The organism is Acidiphilium cryptum JF-5, assembly GCF_000016725.1.
Lineage (GTDB): Bacteria > Pseudomonadota > Alphaproteobacteria > Acetobacterales > Acetobacteraceae > Acidiphilium > Acidiphilium multivorum.
In genome coordinates this window covers 2,360,380-2,379,069 of the sequence record NC_009484.1, presented here as the reverse complement: position 1 = coordinate 2,379,069, position 18,690 = coordinate 2,360,380, and the positions used below count along the sequence as shown (strand labels likewise).

The following is an 18,690-nucleotide window of genomic DNA, read 5'->3' as shown; positions in this document are numbered from 1 at the left end:
GCGGGACGATCCGGCGGCGGGGGCCACTGGCTCCGCCGCTTTCGTTTGGGGACGCGCTTGCCAGCGGCGGGAAATTCGGCCATAGGCGGAGCGGAATAGAGCCGTCGCGCTGCGAGTTTCGCACCGCGGCGCGTTTTTCGTTGATGGAGCGGGTTGCGATGTTTGACGCCCTGTCGGGCAAGCTCGGGGATGTTTTCGACCGGTTGCGCCGGCGCGGCGCGCTGTCCGAAAGCGATGTGATCGAGGCGATGCGGGATATCCGCCTCGCGCTGCTCGAAGCCGACGTCGCTTTGCCGGTGGTGCGGGATTTCATCGCCAAGGTGCGGTTGCAGGCGGTGGGCGCGGAGGTGCTGCGGGCGGTCTCGCCGGGGCAGCAGGTCGTCAAGATCGTCAACGACGCGCTGGTCGACGCCCTCGGCGGCGAGGGGGCGGTGCCGCTCAACCTCAACGCGGCATCACCCATTCCGTTCCTGATGGTCGGGTTGCAGGGCTCGGGCAAGACCACGACCTCGGGCAAGATCGCGCTCCTGCTCAAGGAGAAGCAGCGCAAGAAGGTGCTGCTGGCGAGCCTCGATACCCAGCGCCCGGCCGCACAGCTCCAGCTCGCGCAGCTGGCCGAGCGCGCCGGGGTGGCGAGCCTGCCGATCGTGCCGGGGGAGACGCCGGTGCAGATCGCGCGGCGGGCGATGGAGACCGGGCGGCGCGAGGTGTTCGACGTCGTCATCCTCGACACCGCCGGACGGCTCGCGATCGACCAGGCGCTGATGGACGAGGTCAAGGCGATCCGCGACGTGACCGCGCCGGCGGAGACGCTGCTGGTGGTCGACGCGATGACCGGCCAGGACGCGCTCGCCACGGCGACGGCGTTCAACGAGGCGGTGAGCATCACCGGCATCGTCATGACGCGGCTCGATGGCGACGCGCGGGGCGGCGCCGCGCTGTCGATGCGGGCGGTGACGGGCGCGCCGATCAAGCTGATGGGCATGGGCGAGAAGCTCGATGCGCTGGAGCCGTTCCATCCCGAGCGCATCGCCGGGCGCATCCTCGGCATGGGCGACATTGTCAGCCTGGTCGAGAAGGCGGCGGAGAATGTCGACCAGCAGAAGGCCGAACAGCTCGCCAAGAAGATGGCGCGCGGCAAGTTCGACCTCGAGGATTATGCCGAGCAGCTCAAGCAGATCACCAAGATGGGCTCGCTGTCGGGCATCATGGGCATGCTGCCCGGCGTGGGCAAGATCAAGCAGCAGCTCGCCGAGGCGGATCTCGACACCTCGATCCTGAAGCGGCAGGCGGCGATCATCTCCTCGATGACCAAGGCCGAGCGGGCCAATCCGGACATCATGAAGGCGAGCCGGAAGAAGCGCGTGGCGGCGGGCTCGGGCACCTCGGTGCAGGAGGTCAACCGGCTGCTCAAGCAGTTCGAGCAGATGAAGGACATGATGAAGCGGGCGCAGAAGCTGGGCCAGAAGGGCCTCGCGCGCGGCGGGCTGGCCGCGCTGCTGCCGCAGGGAGGCGGGCGCCGCCCGTTCTGAGATCGCGGGTTTTTGCCCGGACTGAAAACCGCGGGTTTCGGCCCGGAGTGAAATAACGGGCTTCGGCCCGGAGCGAAATAACGGGCTTTGGCCCGGACTGACACCACGGCGGCCGGGCTGGCCGCCATCGAGACTACTGACCAGGAGACAATGGAATGTCGTTGAAGATCAGACTGGCCCGCGCGGGTGCGAAGAAGCGGCCGTTCTACCACATCGTCGTCGCCGACTCGCGCAGTCCGCGCGATGGCAAGTTCATCGAGCGGATCGGCACCTACAACCCGATGCTGCCGGCCGATCACGAGGATCGCATCCGCCTCGTGACCGATCGGGTGACGCACTGGCTGAGCCAGGGCGCGCAGGCGACCGACCGCGTCGCCCGTTTCATCGGCAAGGCCGGCCTCGCGCCGATGCCGGCGTTCCGCGAGCAGCCCGTGCAGTCCGCGCCGAAGAAGAAGGCGCAGGAGCGCGCCGCCGAGCGCGCCAAGGCCGCCGAGGCCTGATTTCGCGGCTGAGCGATGGATGATCGCCTGATCCTGATGGGCGTGATCGGCCGGCCCCACGGTGTGCGCGGGGCCGTGCATGTCACCACCTATTCGCCGGACCCGGAGGGGCTGGCCGAGCTGCCGTTGCGCGACGAGCGCGGCCGGCGGGTCGGGCTGGCCTGGACCGGGGCGGGGATCGCGCGCGTCACCATCGGCGAGGGCGACGAGGCCGCCGCGATCGCCGACCGCGATGCGGCGGCGAAGCTGACCAATCTCCGGCTCTATGTGCGCCGGGCCGACCTGCCGCCGCCCGAGGACGAGGACGAATTCTACTTCGCCGACCTCATCGGGCTGCACGCGGTGGGGCCGGATGGGGCGGCACTCGGCACGATCCGCGCGGTGCATGATTTCGGCGCCGGCGCGAGCATCGAACTCTCCGACGGCTCGCTGCTGCCCTTCACCCGCGCGGTGGTGCCGGAGATCGACCTGCCGGGCGGCCGCGCCGTGGTGGTGCGGCCGGTCGAGGTGGAGATGCGGGAATGAGCTTCCGCGCCACGATCATCACCCTGTTCCCCGAGATGTTTCCGGGGCCGCTCGGCCAGTCGCTGGCCGGACGCGCGCTGGAGACGGGCATCTGGGCGCTTGATTGCGTGAACCTGCGCGATTTCGGCCTCGGCCGGCATCGCGCGGTGGACGACACGCCGTTCGGCGGCGGCGCGGGCATGGTGCTGCGGCCGGACGTGCTGGATGCCGCGATCGGCCAGGCGCGGGACGGGCGACCGTTGATCGCCCTGACGCCGCGCGGCGCGCCGCTGACCCAGGCGCGCATCCGCCGGCTTGCCGAAGGGCCGGGTGCCGTGCTGCTCTGCGGCCGGTTCGAGGGGTTCGACCAGCGCGCCCTCGATGCCAACGAAGCCGAGGAGATCAGCCTCGGCGATTTCGTGCTCTCGGGCGGCGAGATCGCGGCGCTCGCGCTGCTCGATGCCACCATCCGCCTGCTGCCGGGCGTGATGGGGGCGGCGGAGAGCGCCGAGGAGGAAAGCTTCTCGGACGGCACGCTGCTCGAATATCCGCATTATACCCGCCCGGCCGTGTGGCAGGGGCGGGCGGTGCCGGAGGCGCTGCTCTCCGGCCATCATGCCGCCATCGCCGCCTGGCGCCGCGCCGAGGCCGAGGCCGTGACCAGGCGGCGCAGACCAGATCTATGGGCCCGGCACATTGCCAGCCAGCCGGCTCTTCCGTAAATGAACTCCCCCGAAAGGATGCCAGACATGAACGTGATCCAGACCATCGACGCCGAGCAGATCGGCAAGCTCGCGGAAGCCCGCGCCGTGCCGGACTTCAAGCCGGGCGACAATCTCCGCGTTTCGGTCCGGGTGACCGAGGGCGAGCGCACCCGCATCCAGGCGTTCGAGGGCGTGTGCATCGCGCGGTCGAATCGCGGCATCAACTCGAACTTCACCGTACGGAAGATTTCGTATGGCGAGGGCGTGGAGCGCGTGTTTCCGCTCTATTCGCCGAATGTGACCGAGATCGCCGTCACCCGCCGGGGCGTGGTGCGCCGGGCGAAGCTGTATTACCTGCGCGGCCGCCGCGGCAAGTCCGCCCGCATCGCCGAGGCCGCGCGCGAGACCAACGCCGACTGACGCGCCGGGGGAGCGCCAGGGGGCCACGCGCCCCCTGCCATCCCCGCCGGGCGGCGCGCCGCCCGCGCAGCACGGTTTCAGCCGGAGGGGCATCACGCGGGCGCTTGCGCGTCTGCCGCCCGATGCCGCTCTGACCGAAACCTTGAAGGTGTCCGGAGCGTGACGCTCATGTCGGGCGCGGGTGATTCCCGCCCGGTCCGGCACCTTGAGCCGGAGGACGCACGCATGGCTTCGACATTGTTCGACAAGATCTGGGCGGCGCATGTCGTCGATCGCATGCCGGACGGCACCGCGGTTCTCTATATCGACCGGCATCTCGTCCATGAGGTGACCAGCCCGCAGGCCTTCGAGGGGCTGCGGATGGCCGGGCGCAAGGTGCGGCGGGTGGATGCGACCATCGCGGTCGCCGACCATAACGTGCCGACCGAGGACCGCGCCGCCGGCATCGCCGAGCCGGAGAGCGCGCTGCAGGTCGCGACCCTCGAACAGAATGTCGCCGCCTTTGGCGTGCCCTATATTCCGGTGACCGATGCGCGGCAGGGCATCGTTCACGTGATCGGGCCGGAGCAGGGGATCTCGTTGCCGGGGATGACGATCGTCTGCGGCGATTCCCACACCTCGACCCATGGCGCGATGGGCGCGCTGGCCTTCGGCATCGGCACCTCCGAGGTCGAGCATGTGCTGGCGACGCAGACGCTGTTGCAGAAGCCGGCGAAGAACATGCTGGTGCGGGTGGATGGCACGCTGCCGCCGGGCTGCTCGGCGAAGGACATCGTGCTGGCGATCATCGGCGAGATCGGCACCGCCGGCGGCACCGGGCACGTGATCGAATATGCCGGCGAGGCGATCCGCGCGCTCGACATGGCGGGGCGGATGACCGTCTGCAACATGTCGATCGAGGCGGGGGCGCGGGCCGGGCTGATCGCGCCGGACGAGACGACGTTCGAGTATGTGCGCGGCCGGCCCTACGCGCCGAAGGGCGAGGCGCTGGAGCGGGCGATCGACTACTGGAAGACGCTCGCCTCCGACGAGGGCGCGCAGTACGACCGGGTGGTGACGATCGACGCGTCCGCCCTGGTGCCGCAGGTGACCTGGGGGACCAGCCCGGAGACGGTGGTGCCGATCACCGGCCACGTGCCCGACCCCGCGGCCGAGCCGGATGCCGGCCGCCGGGCGCAGATGGAGCGCATGTTGCAGTATATGGACCTCGCACCGGGGCAGGCGCTGAAGGGCACGAAGATCGACGCGGTGTTCATCGGCTCCTGCACCAATTCGCGGATCGAGGATCTGCGGGTTGCCGCCGGGATCGTGCGGGGGAAGAAGGTCGCCGGCCATGTCCGCGCCATGGTGGTGCCGGGCTCGGGGCTGGTGAAGGCGCAGGCCGAAGCCGAGGGCCTCGCCCAGGTGTTTCTCGATGCCGGGTTCGAATGGCGCGAGGCGGGGTGTTCGATGTGCCTCGGCATGAACCCCGACAAGCTGAAGCCGGGCGAGCGATGCGCCAGCACCTCGAACCGGAATTTCGAGGGCCGGCAGGGGCCGGGCGGGCGCACGCATCTGGTGTCGCCGGCGATGGCGGCGGCCTCGGCAATTACCGGCGCGCTCGCCGATCCGCGGGAGATGGCATGATGGACAGGTTCGAACGGCTGGAGGCGGTCGCCGCCCCGCTCAGGATGGCGAATGTCGATACCGACAAGATCATCCCGGCGCGCTTCCTCAAGACGATCAAGCGCTCGGGGCTGGGCAAGCACGCCTTCGCCGGGCTGCGCTACAACGAGGATGGCAGCGAGAACCCGGATTTCGTGCTGAACCGCGAGCCCTACCGGCAGGCGCATATCCTCGTCGCCGGGGAGAATTTCGGCTGCGGCTCGTCGCGCGAGCACGCGCCCTGGGCGTTGCTGGATTTCGGCATCCGCTGCGTGATCGCGCCGAGCTTCGCCGACATCTTCTTCAACAACTGCTTCAAGAACGGCATCCTGCCGATCGTGCTGCCGCGCGAACAATGCGAGGCGCTGATGGAGGATGCGGAATCGGGGGCGAATGCGCGGATCATCATCGATCTCGCGGCGCAGACCGTCTCGCGGCCGGATGGCGAGACCTACGGGTTCGAGATCGATCCGTTCCGCAAGCGCTGCCTGCTGGAGGGGCTCGACGATATCGGCCTGACGCTGGAGAAGGCGCCCTCGATCGACGCCTATGAGGCGAAGCTGGACGGCGCGGCCTGGCGGCCGCGGATCGAGACCGTCTGATCCGCCCGCCCCGCTCCACCACCGCCGAACGCGACCCCAAGGGAGAGACGACCATGATTGCGAACCGGAAACTGCTGCTCCTGCCGGGGGATGGCATCGGCCCCGAGGTGATGGCGGAAGCCCGCCGGGTGATCGACTGGCTGGCGCGCAGCGGCCGAGCCCGGTTCGAACTCGCCGAGGATCTCGTCGGCGGCGCCTCGATCGAGGCGACCGGCAAGCCGATCACCGAACCGGTGATCGAGCGCGCGCTGGAGGCGGATGCCGTGCTGTTCGGCGCGGTGGGCGGGCCGCAATGGGATTCGCAGCCCTTCGACAACCGGCCGGAAATCGCCATTCTCGAACTGCGCAAGCGCCTCGGCCTGTTCGCCAACCTGCGCCCCGCGCCGGTGTTCGACGCGCTGATCGACGCGAGCCCGCTCAAGCCCGAGATCGTGCGCGGGCTCGACATCATGATCGTCCGGGAATCGACGGGCGGCATCTATTTCGGCGAGCCGCGCGGGATCGAGACCCTGCCGGATGGCACGAAGCGCGGGATCAACACCGAGGTCTACACCACGCCGGAGATCGAGCGGGTGGCGCGCGTCGCCTTCGAGCTGGCGCGCAAGCGGCAGGGGCGGCTGACCAGCGTCGAGAAGGCGAACGTGATGGAATCCGGCCTGCTCTGGCGGCAGACCGTCACCGCCCTCGGGGCGGAGGAATATCCTGACGTGCAGCTCTCGCACATGTACGCCGACAATTGCGCGATGCAGCTGGCGAAGAATCCGCGCCAGTTCGACGTGATCGTGACCGGCAACCTGTTCGGCGACCTGCTCTCCGACCTGGCCTCGATGCTGACCGGCTCGCTCGGGATGCTGCCCTCGGCGACGCTCGGCGCGCCGGATGCGGCGGGGCGGCGGCATGCGCTCTACGAGCCGATCCACGGCTCGGCGCCGGACATCGCCGGCAAGGGCCTGGCCAATCCGCTGGCGCAGATCCTCAGCCTCGCGATGCTGCTGCGCTATTCCTTCGACATGCAGGAGGATGCGGCGGCGATCGAAGCCGCCGTCTCCAACGTGCTCGCGAGCGGCATGCGCACCGCGGATATCGAGCAGAAGGGCACGGCGCGGATCGGCACGCGCACGATGGGCGACGCGGTGCTGCGCGAGCTCGACAAGCTCGGCGGCTGATCCGGGCCGGAAAAGGATCGGGGCGGCAGGTTTGCGCCTGCCGCCCCGTTTTCGTTTCAGCCGGAGGAAGCGCGGTCAGTCGCCGGCCGCGGTGCGCGCGCTGATCGGCATCCGCGATTGCGGCAGCAGCGCCGGCGCCTTGATCCGCGTCCGCTTCGGCGCCTTCGCCGGCATCGACGCGATGATCGAGACCAGGACCGAGGCCAGATAGGGCAGCGACTGGGTGAACAGCACCGCGCACCAGAGCCGGCTTTCCGGCGTGGCCCAGTGATGCCCGAAGCCGACGCCGAGCAGCGCCGCCCAGGTGAGGGCAAGCAGGATCAGCTCCTCGCGCACCATTACCAGCCCCTGCACCAGGGCGGGCGCATTTTCCATCTTCGGCGTGCGGATGAAGGGCAGCGAGTTGGTGAACAGGCCTTTCCACACCGCCTTGCCGATCGTGTGCGAGAGCGCGAGCCCGGCGACGGCCGCCCCCAGCCGGTCGCCCACGCCGCACGGCACCCGCGCGGCGTAAAGCGCGAAAATCTGCACGATCTTGAAGGCGAACAGGCCGATCGAGGGCAGCATGAACAGCAGGATCGGGAATTCGAACCGCACCGGATCGAGGATCAGACCGGCCGACCAGGCGAGGCCCAGCAGCAGGAAGGCGAGACCCAGCGCATCGCCGATCCAGGGCAGCCAGCCGGTGACGAAGTGCCAGCGCTGGCCGATCGTCAGCGTGCGGTCGAAGGGCGAGAGGAACGCCTTCCAGTGCCGGCGGGAAATCCGCATCGCGCCATAGGCCCAGCGGTAGCGCTGCTTGCGGAAGGCGTTGAAATCGTCCGGCATCACGCCGCGGCCGAAGCTCCGCTTGGAATAGACCGCCTCGTAACCCTCGCGGAACAGCCGCAGGCCGAGCTCGCTGTCCTCGGTGATGCACCATTCGGCCCAGCCGCCCTCGGCATCGAGGGCCGCCTTGCGGATCAACGTCATCGTGCCGTGCTGGATGACCGCGTTGCGCTCGTTGCGGTTGACCATGCCGATATGGAAGAAGCCGGCATATTCCCAGAACATCATCCGCTTGAAGAGCGAGCCGTCATTGTCGCGGTAGTCCTGCGGCGACTGGGTGAAGCCCACATTCGGGTCGGCGAAGGCGGGGACCATGCAGCGCAGCCAGTCGGGGTCGACGATATAGTCGGAGTCGAGCACGCCGACGATCTCGGCATCCGGCGCGGTCTCGCGCAGGGCGAAGTTCAGCGCGCCGGCCTTGTAGCCGGGATGCTTGCCGAGGGTGAAGAAGCGGAACTGCTTGCCGAGCCGCGCGCAATGCGCCGCCACCGGTTCCCATACCGCCGGGTCCTTGGTGTTGTTGTCGATCACCAGCACCTCGAAATTCTCGTAATCGAGGGCGGCGAGGGCGTTCAGCGTCTGCTTCACCATCTCGGGCGGTTCGTTGCAGATGGCGAGATGCAGCGAGACCTTGGGCAGTTTCGTGCCGGGGGCCGCGGGCACCGGCTCGAAATGGCGCATCCGCACCCGGCCGAACAGGGTTTCCACGAGGTCGAAACTGTCGGCGACGAGCAGGAAGAGCAGCAGCGCCTGGCCGGCGGCGAGCGCGGCCCAGACCGCGGCGGCGGACCAGGAGAGATAGGTCTCGCCCATCGTCATCAGCAGCGAGGCGAGGGCGGCGCCGAAACCCTGCACCAGGGCCGCGAACAGGATCTTGCCGGGCCAGCGGATGTCGGGCCTGACGCCGAGCATCAGCAGGGTGACGAGGAAGCCGAGCAGGCTGGAGCCGAGCGCCCAGGCGAGCCAGGCGCGGTTCTGCTGCACCGGGCCGGTGAGCGACCATTTGGCCTGGCGGTCGAGCGACCACATGCCCCAGTAGCCGGCGGCGCGGCCCTCGAAGCTCGTCTTCCAGGGCTGGTCGAACGCTTCCATCACGAAATAGTCGAGATGCTGCTTCTGCGCGATGTTGAAGAAATCGCGCAGGAAGCGGGCCTGCAGCACGCGCGAGGCGCGGGCGGCGCCGATATCGATGCCGTCCGACGGCCAGCCGATCTCGCCGATCACCACCTTCTTGCCGGGGAAGCGCTTCTCCACCTCGTGCAACCGCATCAGCGCATACTGCACGGCGTCCTTCTCGGGCACGCCCTCCCAGTAGGGCAGCAGGTGCACGGTGATGAAGTCGACCGACTTCGCAAGCTCGGGGTGGTGCAGCCAGACATGCCAGGGCTCGGCGGTGGAGACCGGCACATGCACGCGCTTCTTCACGTATTCGATGTCGGCGGCGAGTTCCGGCACGGTGAGGTTGCGGCGCAGGATCACCTCGTTGCCGACCATGACGGCCTTGACGTCGGCATTGGCGTTGGCGACCTTGACCACCTTCTTCAGCTCGGCCTCGTTCGCCTTCGGATGCTGGTCGATCCAGGCGCCGAGCGTGACGTTCAGGTGGTAGGGGGCGGCGAGCGCCGGAATCTGGCCGAGATCGCCCTGGACGGTGTAGGTCCGGATGTCATGCGTGTGCTTCGCGACGAGTGCGAGGTCCGACCGGATCTGGGCGATCGAGGGGTAGATCCCGCTCTGCGGGCTTTCGCCGGCGTGAAAGGGCGAGAAGGCGAAGCCGCCGATTTCGCCGCGATAGGGCGGCAGGTTCGTCACGGGACGGTTCAGCGCGGCCCAGATGCCAAAGGTGGCGCCCGCAGCGCCAAGAGCTGCAAGCCATGTGCCCGGGTGACGCCAGCCCGCCCTGGTCTGGCGGGGGCTGACCCGGGGAGCGATCGGGCGGAGGCGCGCGAGATGCGTCATGAACCATCATCCGGTTGACCCGCGGAAAAAGTCCGCGTTGAACATCTCCCATGACGGTGCAGTGCGGCATCGCGTCGGCTGGATTATGGCTAAAGAGTGGCGTGTGGTTCATGTCCTGCGCATCCGCTATGCTGCTGGATCGGAGATCGTTACGCCGGTGAAGCTCGGTTTCGTTGTCCTGGGTTCATGTCAGAACTGAAGTAAGGTATGCACGTTGTTGTTCTGATACTGATTTTGACCTTGCTGATCCTGCTCAATGCCGGATTCGCCCTCGCCGAGATGGCGCTGGTGTCGTCCCGCAAGGCGGCGCTCGCGCTGTTCGCCCGAAAAGGCGTGCGCGGCGCCGAGCGCGCGCGCCTGCTGGCCGAGACGCCCGAGCGCTTCCTGCCCACGGTGCAGATCGGCATCACCGCGATCAGCGTGCTGACCGGCGTGGTGGGCGGGGCGCAGCTCGCCCATTCGCTGGCGCCGGCGATCGCGCTGATCCGCCCGCTCGCCCCGCTCGCCGACACGATCGCGCTGGCGCTCACCGTCGTCGGCGTCACGCTGCTCACCCTCGTCTTCGGCGAACTCGTGCCGAAGCAGCTCGCCTTGCGCAATGCCGAGCGGATCGCCTGCCTCGTCGCCTGGCCGATCGACATGTTCGCCCGCGCCGCCTCGCCGCTGGTCTGGCTGCTGGGCTTCACCTCCGACCTGGTGCTGCGCCTGTTCGGCCCGGTCGATCCGCACCGCCGGGCGATCAGCGAGGAGGAGCTGAAGGCCATCCTCGCCGAGGGCACCGAATCCGGCATGCTCGAATACGAGGAGCGGGACATGATGGAGCGGGTCATGCGCCTCGCCGACAAGCCGATCCGCGCGATCATGACGCCGCGGCAGGACATCGCCTGGCTCGACCGCACCGCCCCGCGCGGCCAGGTGATCTCCTCGCTGAAGGCCGCGCCGCATTCCCGCTTCGTGGTCTGCGACCGCAGCATCGACAATGTGGTCGGCATCGTCCAGGCCAAGGACATCCTCGACCGGATGCTGGACGGCAAGGACATCTCGATCGCCACCGCGCTGCGCCAGCCGCTCGCCGTGCCGGACGCGATCTCCGCGCTCGATGCGCTGGAGCGCCTGAAATCCGACCCGCTCGGCGTCGCCTTCGTGCTCGACGAATATGGCAGCTTCGAGGGCATGGTGACGGTGGGCGACCTGCTCGAGGCGATCGTCGGCGATGTCGAGGAGGCGGGCTATGGCGAGGCCGGCGAACCCGCGCCCGACCGCTACGAGCTCGACGGTCTCGAACCGATCGACGAGGTGGCGCACAAGTTCGGGCTGGAGAACCTGCCCGCCCACGGCTCGTATCACACGCTGGGCGGCTTCCTGCTCGCCCTGCTCAAGCGGGTGCCGCGCCAGGGCGACGCGATCGCCTTCGGCGGCTGGCGCTTCGAGGTGCTGGCGATGAACGGCCGCCGGGTGGAACTCGTGCGCGTCAGCCGCGATCCCACGGCCGTGCCGTGAAATTAGGCTTTCATTAAGTCCCGCCTGCTATGCGGGGTCGGTGATCCACGCTGCTAGGCCCAGCCTGTCAAGGGGAGCCCGATCCATGAAACGCCATCCCGTCAGGATTGTCGTCCCGTCCGCCGGCCGGTCGCGGGGCCGGTGACGATGGTCTGGATACTGGCCGGCATCGTCCTGGCCGCGGCCGGCGCCATCGCCGCCATTCTGCTCGGCGTCCGCCGCCGCATCTCCGCCCTCGCGCGGGATCTGAACGCCGTGGCGATCGCCGCGAGCGAGGCGCATCGCGACATGGTCGCGCAGAACGGGCTCGACCGGAACATCGATGGCCTGCGCGCCCGTCTCGCGGCCCTCGGCCCGGCGCGCATCGAGAACGACGAACTCTGGTTCGGCGCCTACCGCATCAATGGCGACGATCGTGTCGTCGACGAGATCAAGACGCAATACGGCGGCGCCGTGACCATCTTCATGCGCGACGTCCGGGTGGCCACGAATGTCCAGAAGCCGGACGGCACCCGCGCGGTCGGCACGAGACTCGCCCCCGGCCCGATCCACGATGCCGTGCTCGGCATGGGCAAGACCTATCGCGGCGAGGCTGAAATCCTCGGCGAACCCTATTTCGCCATCTACGAGCCGGTCATCGCCAACCACGAGACGATCGCGATCATCTTCGTCGGCGTCAGGAAGCTGGACCTGCCGGAGGGGACGGTGACCGGCGATCCGCGCAGCATGGCCTGCATCCGCGCCGATCTCGATTCCCTGCGGAAGGTGCTCGCCGAGCAGGTCAGGACGGCCGGGGAAGCGATCGCCCTGCGGCAGCTTTCCGAGGATACGCGGCGCGCCCTCGATGCCGAGCGTGTCACGCGCGCCCACCAGCAGGCGCACGCGATCGCCGCCCTCGGCACCGGCCTCGAGCGCCTCGCCGGCGGCGACCTGCTGTTCCGGCTCGACGAGAAGCTGGCCGCGGAATACGAAAAGCTCCGCACCGACTTCAACGGCGCGATCCGCCAGCTTCACGACGCGATGGCGATGATTGCCCGCAACGCCGACGCGGTGCGTTCGGGCGCGCAGGAAATCACCGCGGCGTCGGACGATCTGGCCCGCCGCACCGAACAGCAGGCCGCGACGCTCGAACAGACGGCCGCGGCGCTGGAACAGATCACCGCCACCGTGCGGCGCACCGCCGCCGGCACCGGCGAGGCCCGGAAACTGGTCGGCGACGCGCGCTCCGAGACCGATCATTCGGGCGAGATCGTGCAGCGCGCGGTCGCGGCGATGAGCGCAATCGAGGCGTCATCCCGCCAGATCGGGCAGATCAGCGGGCTGATCGACGAAATTGCCTTCCAGACCAACCTCCTCGCCCTGAATGCCGGCGTCGAGGCGGCGCGCGCGGGCGAGGCCGGCCGCGGCTTCGCCGTCGTCGCCACCGAGGTCCGCGCCCTGGCCCAGCGCTCGGCCTCCGCCGCGCGCGAGATCCAGCAGCTCATCGCCACCTCGGATCGCGAGGTCGGCGCCGGCGTCGAACTCGTGGGCGAAACCGGCGCCGCGCTCGAGCGCATCGCCCGGCAGGTCTCGGCGCTCAACGGCCTGATCGTCGACATCGCGGCCTCGTCGGAAGAACAGTCGACCGGGCTCGCCGAGGTCAACACCGCCGTCAACCAGATGGATCAGGTGACCCAGCAAAACGCCGCCATGGTCGAGCAGACCACCGCGGCCAGCCACGGCATGTCGTCCGAAGCGGCGACCCTGGCGCAGTTGCTCAGCCGGTTCCGCATCGCCGCCGGCGCCAACGTGGTGCGCCTGCCCGCAAAGGTCGCCTGAACCGCGCGGGGTCCGCTCGCCGCCCGGCGGAAAGCCCGCCGGGTGCCGCCCTCACGCGTGGATCAGCGTGCCGATGCCGCCTTCGGTGAACAGTTCCAGCAGGCAGGCATGGGGCACGCGGCCATCGACGATCGTCGCCCCCTTCACGCCCTGTCGCACCGCCTCGATGCAGGTTTCGACCTTCGGAATCATCCCGCCGGAAATCGTCCCGTCGGCGCGCAGCGCCTCGACCTCGGCGATGCTGAGATCGGGAATGAGCTTGCCGTTGCGGTCGAGCACGCCGGCGACATCGGTCAGCATCAGCAGCCGGTTGGCGCCGAGCGCGCCGGCGATGGCGCCCGCCACCGTATCGGCGTTGATGTTGTAGGTCGCGCCATCCGCGCCGACGCCGACGGGGGCGACGACGGGGATGAGCCCGGCGCCGGTCAGCGCATGGATCACCCGGACATCGACATGCTCCGGCTCGCCGACGAAGCCGAGATCGAGCGCGCGCTCGATCGCGCCCTCGGGGTCGCGCCTCGTCCGCGTCAGCTTGCGCGCGCGGATCAGCCCGCCATCCTTGCCGCAGATGCCGACGGCCAGCGCGCCGGCCCGGTTGATCAGCCCGGCGACCATCTTGTTGACGGTGCCGGCGAGGACCATCTCGACCACCTCGACCATCGCCGCGTCGGTCACCCGCAGGCCATCGACGAAGGTGGACTGGATCGCCAGCCGCTTGAGCATCGCGTTGATCTGCGGCCCGCCGCCATGCACCACCACGGGATTGATGCCGACCTGCTTGAGCAGGGCGATGTCGCGCCCGAATTCCTCGGCGAGCGATTCCTCGCCCATCGCGTGGCCGCCATATTTCACCACGATCGTCGCCCCGGCATAGCGGCGCAGATAGGGCAGGGCGAGGGCGACGATGCGGGCCTGTTCGGCGGCGTCGGCGTGGCGGTCGGAAATCGTCATGACGGCAGGATCTTTCCTTGCTTTTCCGGCGGTCCAGAGCGTCACCCGACCGGATGGGGTCATCTGGTCGGATAAAGATGCTCTAATTTTCAATACGATAGAGCACTGCATCCGATCCGGCAGGATCGGAAAGTGCTCTATGGAACCGGGCGCGGGCGGTCAAGCCAGCAGGCCGTGGATCACCGCGCGCAGTTCGGCAATACCGGCGCCGGTTTCGCCGGAGGTGACGAGCACCTCGTTCAGCGCCGCCGGATGCCGCCGGGCGATCGCCCCGATCGAGGCGAGCTTGCTGGCGAGGGCCTCGGGTTTCATCTTGTCGGCCTTGGTCAGCACGACCTGGAAGGACACCGCCGCCTGGTCGAGCAGTTCCATCACCGCGTGGTCGGCCGGCTTGTCCTCGATCCGCGCGTCCATCAGCAGCAGGACGCGGCGCAGGTTGGGCCGGCCGCGCAGATAGCGGAACATCAGGCCCTGCCAGTCCCGCTTCACCGCCTTGGGGGCGGCGGCGTAGCCATAGCCCGGCATGTCGACGATGGTCAGCGGCCCGTCGCCGATGCGGAAGAAGTTGAGCTGGCGGGTGCGCCCCGGCGCCTGGGCGACGCGGGCGAGCGCCACCTGGCCGGTGATCGCGTTGATCAGCGTCGACTTGCCGACATTCGAGCGGCCGGCGAGGGCGATCTCGATGCCTTCCGGCTCGGGCAGGCCCTCGGCGGTCTGCGCGGCATGGAAGAACCGCGCCCCGCGGGCGAAGAGTTTCCGCCCTTCCTCGATCGGGTCGGTCTCTTCCATGGCGCCGCGCTCAACCCTTGGCGTTGAGGTTGGCGGCGGCGCGCGGGGCGGCGTTGGTGCCGCGCATGATCGTCCATTGCTGCAGGATCGTGAGCGTGTTGTTCACGCAGTAATACAGCACCAGCCCCGCGGCGAAGCGGCCGAGCATGAAGGTGAAGATCACCGGCATGAACTGCATCATCTTCGCCTGGGTCGGGTCCGGCGGCGGCGGATTCAGCCGCTGCTGACCCCACATCGTGATGCCCATGATGATCGGCAGGATGCCGAGATGCAGGAAGGGCGACAGCGCGCTCGGGTGGAACGGCAGCAGGCCGAAGAGGTTGAAGATGTTGGTCGGGTCCTCGGCCGAGAGGTCGTGGATCCACAGCACGAAGGGCGCGTGGCGCATGCCGATCGAGATGAAGATGACCTTGTAGAGCGAGAAGAAGATCGGGATCTGCGGCAGCATCGGCAGGCAGCCGGCGGCGGGGTTGACGCCTTCGGCCTTGTAGAGCGCCATGATCTCCTTCTGCTGCTGCATCTGGTCGTCCTTGTAGCGCTCGCGCAGCGCCTGGACCTTCGGGGTGATCGCGCGCATCCGCGCCATCGAGCGGTAGGAGGTGCGGACCAGCGGGAACAGCACCAGCTTCAGCCCGATGGTGAAGACGATGATCGCCACCCCCATGTTGCCGAACACGCCGGCGAGGTAGTCGAGCGCGATGAAGATCGGCTTGGTGAGGAAGAAGAACCAGCCGAAATCGATCGCGCGTTCGAACAGCGGGATGCGGTATTGCGTTTCGTAGTGGCTCAGGATGCTCAGCACCTTGGCGCCGGCGAAGACGTGGGTCGTGGTCGACGCGGTGGCGCCGGGGGCGGCATCGACGGGCTTCGCGGTCATGTAGTCGACCTGGTATCCGCCGTGCTCCGGCTGGCCGGGATCCGCGAGGTAGCGATAGGCGCCGATCACCTCGCGGCCCTGGCTCGGGATGAGCGCGGTCAGCCAGTATTTGCCGGTGATGCCGGCCCAGCCGCCGAGATTGGTCGTCTGATACGCGGTGCCGGGCGCATCGCCGGCGGCGGGATGCTTCCCGCCCGACTTCACGCCCTCATAGCCCATCTCGTGCAGCGTGCCGTGAAAGACGCCGATGGGCCCCTTGTGGAGGGTGAACGAGCCCGGCTCCTCCGGCAGGAAGTCGCGGCGGATGCGCGACCAGGGATAGACCTCGACCGCCGCCGCGCCGTGATTGATCACGCGCTGCTGGACCGTGAAGAGATACTGGCGGTCGACCGCAAGCTTGAGTTCGAAGGTCACGCCGGCGCCGTTGTTCCATGACAGCGTCACCGGGTGGGCGGGCGAGAGGTCCCCGCCGGAGCTGGTCCACACCGTATCGGGACCGGGCACCTTGAGGGAGCTGCCGGGTGCTGCATCCCAGCCGAACTGGACGTAATAGGATTTCGCCGTGCCGGCCTGCGAGAGCAGCTGCACGAGCGGCGACGTCTTCTTGACCGTCTGGTGATAGCGGGTGAGCACGAGGTCATCCAGCCGGGCGCCGACCAGGCTCATCGATCCGCGCAGCAGCGGGGTCGAGATCGCGAGGCGCGGGCCGGCGGGTATCTTCGCCGCGACGCCGCCCGGCGCGGCCGCGGGCGGCACCGCGCTGGGGGCCGGCACGCCCGGCGCGGGCTGGCCGGAGACCGGCTGTGTCTGCGCTGTCTGCGTGGCCGGGTGCGGCGGCGCCTTTTTCGGCGGCGGCAGCACGTAGCTCGCGATGACCTGGAACAGCACGAGGATCACCAGAGAGATCGAGATCGAGTAGAGAAGCCGTCGATTATCCATTCTGTTTCATCTCATCGTGGTGATGGGCCGGTGGGACGGGATCGACCCCGCCCGGATTCCAGGGATGGCAACGCAGGATGCGCCGTGCGGCGAGGGCGGAACCATGCAGCGCGCCATGAACCGCGAGCGCTTCCATCGCATAGGCGCTGCACGAAGGATAGAAGCGGCACTGCCCGCCGAGGACAGATGACAGCGTCAGTTGATAGGCCCGCACCCCGCCACGCAGCAACTTCGTCGCCGTGTTCATCGCGCGTCTGCCGCCGCAGGGGGAAAAGCCGCGTCGAGCACGGCGCGGAAATCCGCGCGGAGGCTTGAAAATTCGGCGGTTGCCGTGCCTTTGCGGGCGATCAGGACGATGTCCGCCCCGGAAACCGATCGGTGGCGCAATTCTTCGCGAGCGAGCGCACGAAGCCGGCGGCGTGCCCGGTTCCGGATGACCGCGTTGCCGACCTTCCGGCTCGCGGTCAGGCCGAGGCGGACGGGCGCGCCGGGCATTGTCAGCAGGATTTGTACGACGAAACCTTCGCGCGCCGCCTTCCGCCCATGGGCAGCGGCACGGAGGAAATCGGCACGCTGGGGCAGAGACTGGAAGGGCGCGGCGCGCATGATCGTGACTGGTTCCGGGCCCGGCCACGCAGCGCGATGTGCGGGCCCGGGCGAACGCGAAGGAACGTCAGGCGGAAAGACGCTTCCGGCCCTTCGCGCGACGGCTTGCCAGCACCTTGCGGCCGCCGACGGTCTCCATCCGCGAGCGGAAACCATGGCGGCGCTTGCGAACGAGCTTGGAGGGTTGGTAGGTGCGCTTCACGGTCTCTACTCCAATGACTGCCGTATGGCGGTGGTTGCGGGCAACCTGCCGCCGGTTGAATTCGGAAAACAGGCAGAGCGCCGCGTTCCGTCCGGAGCGGCTCCCTTCGGTCCGTCCTCTTAGGCATTGTCCTGCCCGACGTCAACAAAGACGGCTGAACCGCCGCGTGCCGGCGCGGTTCCGCTTGCCCAACCCATATGCGATTGTGCAGATTGCGATGATGACCTCACAGCAACCGTATCGTTGTCGCACTGCGCTGGCCCTGCAGGGCGGCGGCTCGCACGGCGCCTATGCCTGGGGTGTTCTCGACGCATTGCTGGCCGCCGGGGAGGTGTTCGACGCCGTCTGCGGTGTTTCCTCCGGCGCCATTCTGGGCACGATGGCCGTCCAGGGTTTCGTTCGCGGCGGGGCGGACGGCGCCCGGGCGGCGATGGCGCAGTTCTGGGACCGGGTGGTGGCGACCAACGTGCTGGCGCCGCTGACGTCGCATCTCGACCGCTGGCTGCCCGGCTTCGAGGTCGGGCGCGAATTCGGCAGCAACCTTGCAATGCAGGGTATTGCGACGGTTCTCAGCATGTTTGGACACGCGTCGATCAACCCGCTGGGGCAGAATCCGCTGCGTCCGATCCTGACGGATTTGCTCGATCGTGCCGCCTTGGCCGATCCTTCGGCGCCGCGGCTGTTCATTGCGGCGACCGCCGTGGAATCGGGGTTGTCACGCATATTCACGAATCAGGACATCACGGTCGACGCCCTTCTGGCTTCCGCCTGCCTGCCGACCCTGTTTCCGACGGTGCTGATCGATGGAATCGCTTACTGGGACGGGGCGTATTCGGGCAATCCGCCTCTCGGTCCGTTGCTGGCGCTCGATCCCGAGAGGCTGGTGCTGATTCGGGCGCAGAGCCGGCTTCGGGCCGGCGTGCCGAGCCAGCCGGCCGATATTCTCAATCGGGTGCAGGAACTCGCCTTCCAGACGGCGATCGACGCTGAATGCGCCCTGCTGCCGCCGACGCTGACCTTCATCGAATATCCGGCCGATCGTGCCCTGGCCGGCCTTTCGCCCGAATCGCGGGCCTATGCGGACCGTGCCTTTCTCGATCGCCTGTTCGAGGAAGGGCGCGCCGCTTTCCGCGCGAGGGCCGCCTGACC

At 68.6% G+C, this 18,690-nt stretch carries 19 protein-coding genes; 12 read left to right on the top strand and 7 right to left on the bottom strand.

Annotation, left to right across the window (positions count from 1 at the left end; translation table 11 throughout):
* Positions 1-158: 158 nt before the first annotated feature.
* The 8 genes from ffh (at position 159) to leuB (ending at position 7,072) form a co-directional block, all read left to right on the top strand.
* Positions 159-1,532: a signal recognition particle protein gene (ffh, locus tag ACRY_RS13270; RefSeq protein ID WP_012039846.1), complete on the top strand. Its 1,374-nt coding sequence runs from the start codon at positions 159-161 to the stop codon at positions 1,530-1,532.
* 155 nt (positions 1,533-1,687) lie between these two features.
* On the top strand, positions 1,688-2,032 hold the full coding sequence (gene rpsP, locus ACRY_RS13265) for a 30S ribosomal protein S16 (protein ID WP_007421700.1): 345 nt from the start codon (positions 1,688-1,690) through the stop codon (positions 2,030-2,032).
* A 15-nt stretch (positions 2,033-2,047) separates the two neighbouring features.
* Positions 2,048-2,557, top strand: a complete 510-nt coding sequence (rimM, locus tag ACRY_RS13260; RefSeq protein ID WP_012039845.1) for a ribosome maturation factor RimM — start codon at positions 2,048-2,050, stop codon at positions 2,555-2,557.
* Positions 2,554-3,258 (top strand): tRNA (guanosine(37)-N1)-methyltransferase TrmD, encoded by a 705-nt coding sequence (gene trmD, locus ACRY_RS13255; protein WP_007421702.1) that lies wholly within the window; start codon positions 2,554-2,556, stop codon positions 3,256-3,258. The genes rimM and trmD overlap by 4 nt, the downstream gene beginning before the upstream one ends.
* 27 nt (positions 3,259-3,285) lie before the next feature.
* Positions 3,286-3,660 (top strand): 50S ribosomal protein L19, encoded by a 375-nt coding sequence (gene rplS, locus ACRY_RS13250; RefSeq protein ID WP_012039844.1) that lies wholly within the window; start codon positions 3,286-3,288, stop codon positions 3,658-3,660.
* A 225-nt stretch (positions 3,661-3,885) separates the two neighbouring features.
* Entirely contained in the window at positions 3,886-5,286 is a 1,401-nt protein-coding gene (leuC, locus tag ACRY_RS13245; protein ID WP_012039843.1) for a 3-isopropylmalate dehydratase large subunit, read from the top strand.
* Entirely contained in the window at positions 5,286-5,906 is a 621-nt protein-coding gene (gene leuD, locus ACRY_RS13240) for a 3-isopropylmalate dehydratase small subunit (protein WP_043509179.1), read from the top strand. Before leuC ends, leuD begins: the two co-directional genes overlap by 1 nt.
* Positions 5,907-5,959: 53 nt before the next feature.
* Entirely contained in the window at positions 5,960-7,072 is a 1,113-nt protein-coding gene (gene leuB, locus ACRY_RS13235; RefSeq protein ID WP_012039841.1) for a 3-isopropylmalate dehydrogenase, read from the top strand.
* 75 nt (positions 7,073-7,147) lie between these two features.
* Here leuB and ACRY_RS13230 read toward each other — a convergent pair whose 3' ends face one another.
* A complete protein-coding gene (locus ACRY_RS13230) occupies positions 7,148-9,859 on the bottom strand; it encodes a glycosyltransferase (RefSeq protein WP_012039840.1) in 2,712 nt (903 codons plus the stop codon).
* Between ACRY_RS13230 and ACRY_RS19715 the strand changes: the two genes are divergently transcribed.
* The 3 genes from ACRY_RS19715 (at position 9,858) to ACRY_RS13220 (ending at position 13,177) form a co-directional block, all read left to right on the top strand.
* Entirely contained in the window at positions 9,858-10,058 is a 201-nt protein-coding gene (locus tag ACRY_RS19715; RefSeq protein ID WP_138919191.1) for a hypothetical protein, read from the top strand. The genes ACRY_RS13230 and ACRY_RS19715 overlap by 2 nt on opposite strands.
* A gap of 8 nt (positions 10,059-10,066) precedes the next feature.
* Positions 10,067-11,359, top strand: coding sequence for a hemolysin family protein (locus ACRY_RS13225; protein ID WP_012039839.1), 1,293 nt, complete (start codon positions 10,067-10,069; stop codon positions 11,357-11,359).
* A 147-nt stretch (positions 11,360-11,506) separates the two neighbouring features.
* A complete protein-coding gene (locus tag ACRY_RS13220) occupies positions 11,507-13,177 on the top strand; it encodes a methyl-accepting chemotaxis protein (protein ID WP_012039838.1) in 1,671 nt (556 codons plus the stop codon).
* A gap of 51 nt (positions 13,178-13,228) precedes the next feature.
* Here the strand turns inward: ACRY_RS13220 and argB are convergent, their stop codons facing one another.
* The 6 genes from argB to rpmH form a co-directional block, all read right to left on the bottom strand.
* The gene (argB, locus tag ACRY_RS13215; RefSeq protein WP_196796266.1) at positions 13,229-14,128 is read right to left on the bottom strand and encodes an acetylglutamate kinase; all 900 of its coding nucleotides are present in this window, start codon (positions 14,126-14,128) and stop codon (positions 13,229-13,231) included.
* A 159-nt stretch (positions 14,129-14,287) separates the two neighbouring features.
* A complete protein-coding gene (yihA, locus tag ACRY_RS13210; protein ID WP_007423594.1) occupies positions 14,288-14,917 on the bottom strand; it encodes a ribosome biogenesis GTP-binding protein YihA/YsxC in 630 nt (209 codons plus the stop codon).
* A gap of 10 nt (positions 14,918-14,927) precedes the next feature.
* Positions 14,928-16,733, bottom strand: a complete 1,806-nt coding sequence (gene yidC / locus ACRY_RS13205) for a membrane protein insertase YidC (RefSeq protein ID WP_012039836.1) — start codon at positions 16,731-16,733, stop codon at positions 14,928-14,930.
* A complete protein-coding gene (gene yidD, locus ACRY_RS13200; RefSeq protein ID WP_007423334.1) occupies positions 16,726-16,980 on the bottom strand; it encodes a membrane protein insertion efficiency factor YidD in 255 nt (84 codons plus the stop codon). Before yidD ends, yidC begins: the two co-directional genes overlap by 8 nt.
* The gene (rnpA, locus tag ACRY_RS13195; RefSeq protein WP_007423335.1) at positions 16,977-17,339 is read right to left on the bottom strand and encodes a ribonuclease P protein component; all 363 of its coding nucleotides are present in this window, start codon (positions 17,337-17,339) and stop codon (positions 16,977-16,979) included. The genes yidD and rnpA overlap by 4 nt, the downstream gene beginning before the upstream one ends.
* A gap of 67 nt (positions 17,340-17,406) precedes the next feature.
* Positions 17,407-17,541 carry a 50S ribosomal protein L34 gene (gene rpmH, locus ACRY_RS13190; RefSeq protein WP_007423336.1) on the bottom strand — a complete coding sequence of 45 codons (135 nt, stop codon included), beginning with the start codon at positions 17,539-17,541 and terminating at the stop codon, positions 17,407-17,409.
* Between the two features lie 217 nt (positions 17,542-17,758).
* Here rpmH and ACRY_RS13185 point away from each other — a divergent pair, with 217 nt between their 5' ends.
* Positions 17,759-18,688, top strand: a complete 930-nt coding sequence (locus tag ACRY_RS13185; RefSeq protein ID WP_012039835.1) for a patatin-like phospholipase family protein — start codon at positions 17,759-17,761, stop codon at positions 18,686-18,688.
* The last annotated feature ends 2 nt before the right edge of the window (positions 18,689-18,690 follow it).

Coding starts and splice junctions, on each gene's coding strand:
- leuB (WP_012039841.1), top strand. CDS start 5,960: ATGATTGCGAACCGGAAACTGCTGCTCCTGCCGGGGGATGGCATCGGC.
- ACRY_RS13225 (WP_012039839.1), top strand. CDS start 10,067: ATGCACGTTGTTGTTCTGATACTGATTTTGACCTTGCTGATCCTGCTC.
- yihA (WP_007423594.1), bottom strand. CDS start 14,917: ATGGAAGAGACCGACCCGATCGAGGAAGGGCGGAAACTCTTCGCCCGC.
- ACRY_RS13230 (WP_012039840.1), bottom strand. CDS start 9,859: ATGACGCATCTCGCGCGCCTCCGCCCGATCGCTCCCCGGGTCAGCCCC.
- ACRY_RS13220 (WP_012039838.1), top strand. CDS start 11,507: ATGGTCTGGATACTGGCCGGCATCGTCCTGGCCGCGGCCGGCGCCATC.
- ACRY_RS13185 (WP_012039835.1), top strand. CDS start 17,759: ATGATGACCTCACAGCAACCGTATCGTTGTCGCACTGCGCTGGCCCTG.
- leuD (WP_043509179.1), top strand. CDS start 5,286: ATGGACAGGTTCGAACGGCTGGAGGCGGTCGCCGCCCCGCTCAGGATG.
- trmD (WP_007421702.1), top strand. CDS start 2,554: ATGAGCTTCCGCGCCACGATCATCACCCTGTTCCCCGAGATGTTTCCG.
- rnpA (WP_007423335.1), bottom strand. CDS start 17,339: ATGCGCGCCGCGCCCTTCCAGTCTCTGCCCCAGCGTGCCGATTTCCTC.
- argB (WP_196796266.1), bottom strand. CDS start 14,128: ATGACGATTTCCGACCGCCACGCCGACGCCGCCGAACAGGCCCGCATC.
- yidC (WP_012039836.1), bottom strand. CDS start 16,733: ATGGATAATCGACGGCTTCTCTACTCGATCTCGATCTCTCTGGTGATC.
- rplS (WP_012039844.1), top strand. CDS start 3,286: ATGAACGTGATCCAGACCATCGACGCCGAGCAGATCGGCAAGCTCGCG.
- yidD (WP_007423334.1), bottom strand. CDS start 16,980: ATGAACACGGCGACGAAGTTGCTGCGTGGCGGGGTGCGGGCCTATCAA.
- rpsP (WP_007421700.1), top strand. CDS start 1,688: ATGTCGTTGAAGATCAGACTGGCCCGCGCGGGTGCGAAGAAGCGGCCG.
- ACRY_RS19715 (WP_138919191.1), top strand. CDS start 9,858: ATGAACCATCATCCGGTTGACCCGCGGAAAAAGTCCGCGTTGAACATC.
- rimM (WP_012039845.1), top strand. CDS start 2,048: ATGGATGATCGCCTGATCCTGATGGGCGTGATCGGCCGGCCCCACGGT.
- ffh (WP_012039846.1), top strand. CDS start 159: ATGTTTGACGCCCTGTCGGGCAAGCTCGGGGATGTTTTCGACCGGTTG.
- leuC (WP_012039843.1), top strand. CDS start 3,886: ATGGCTTCGACATTGTTCGACAAGATCTGGGCGGCGCATGTCGTCGAT.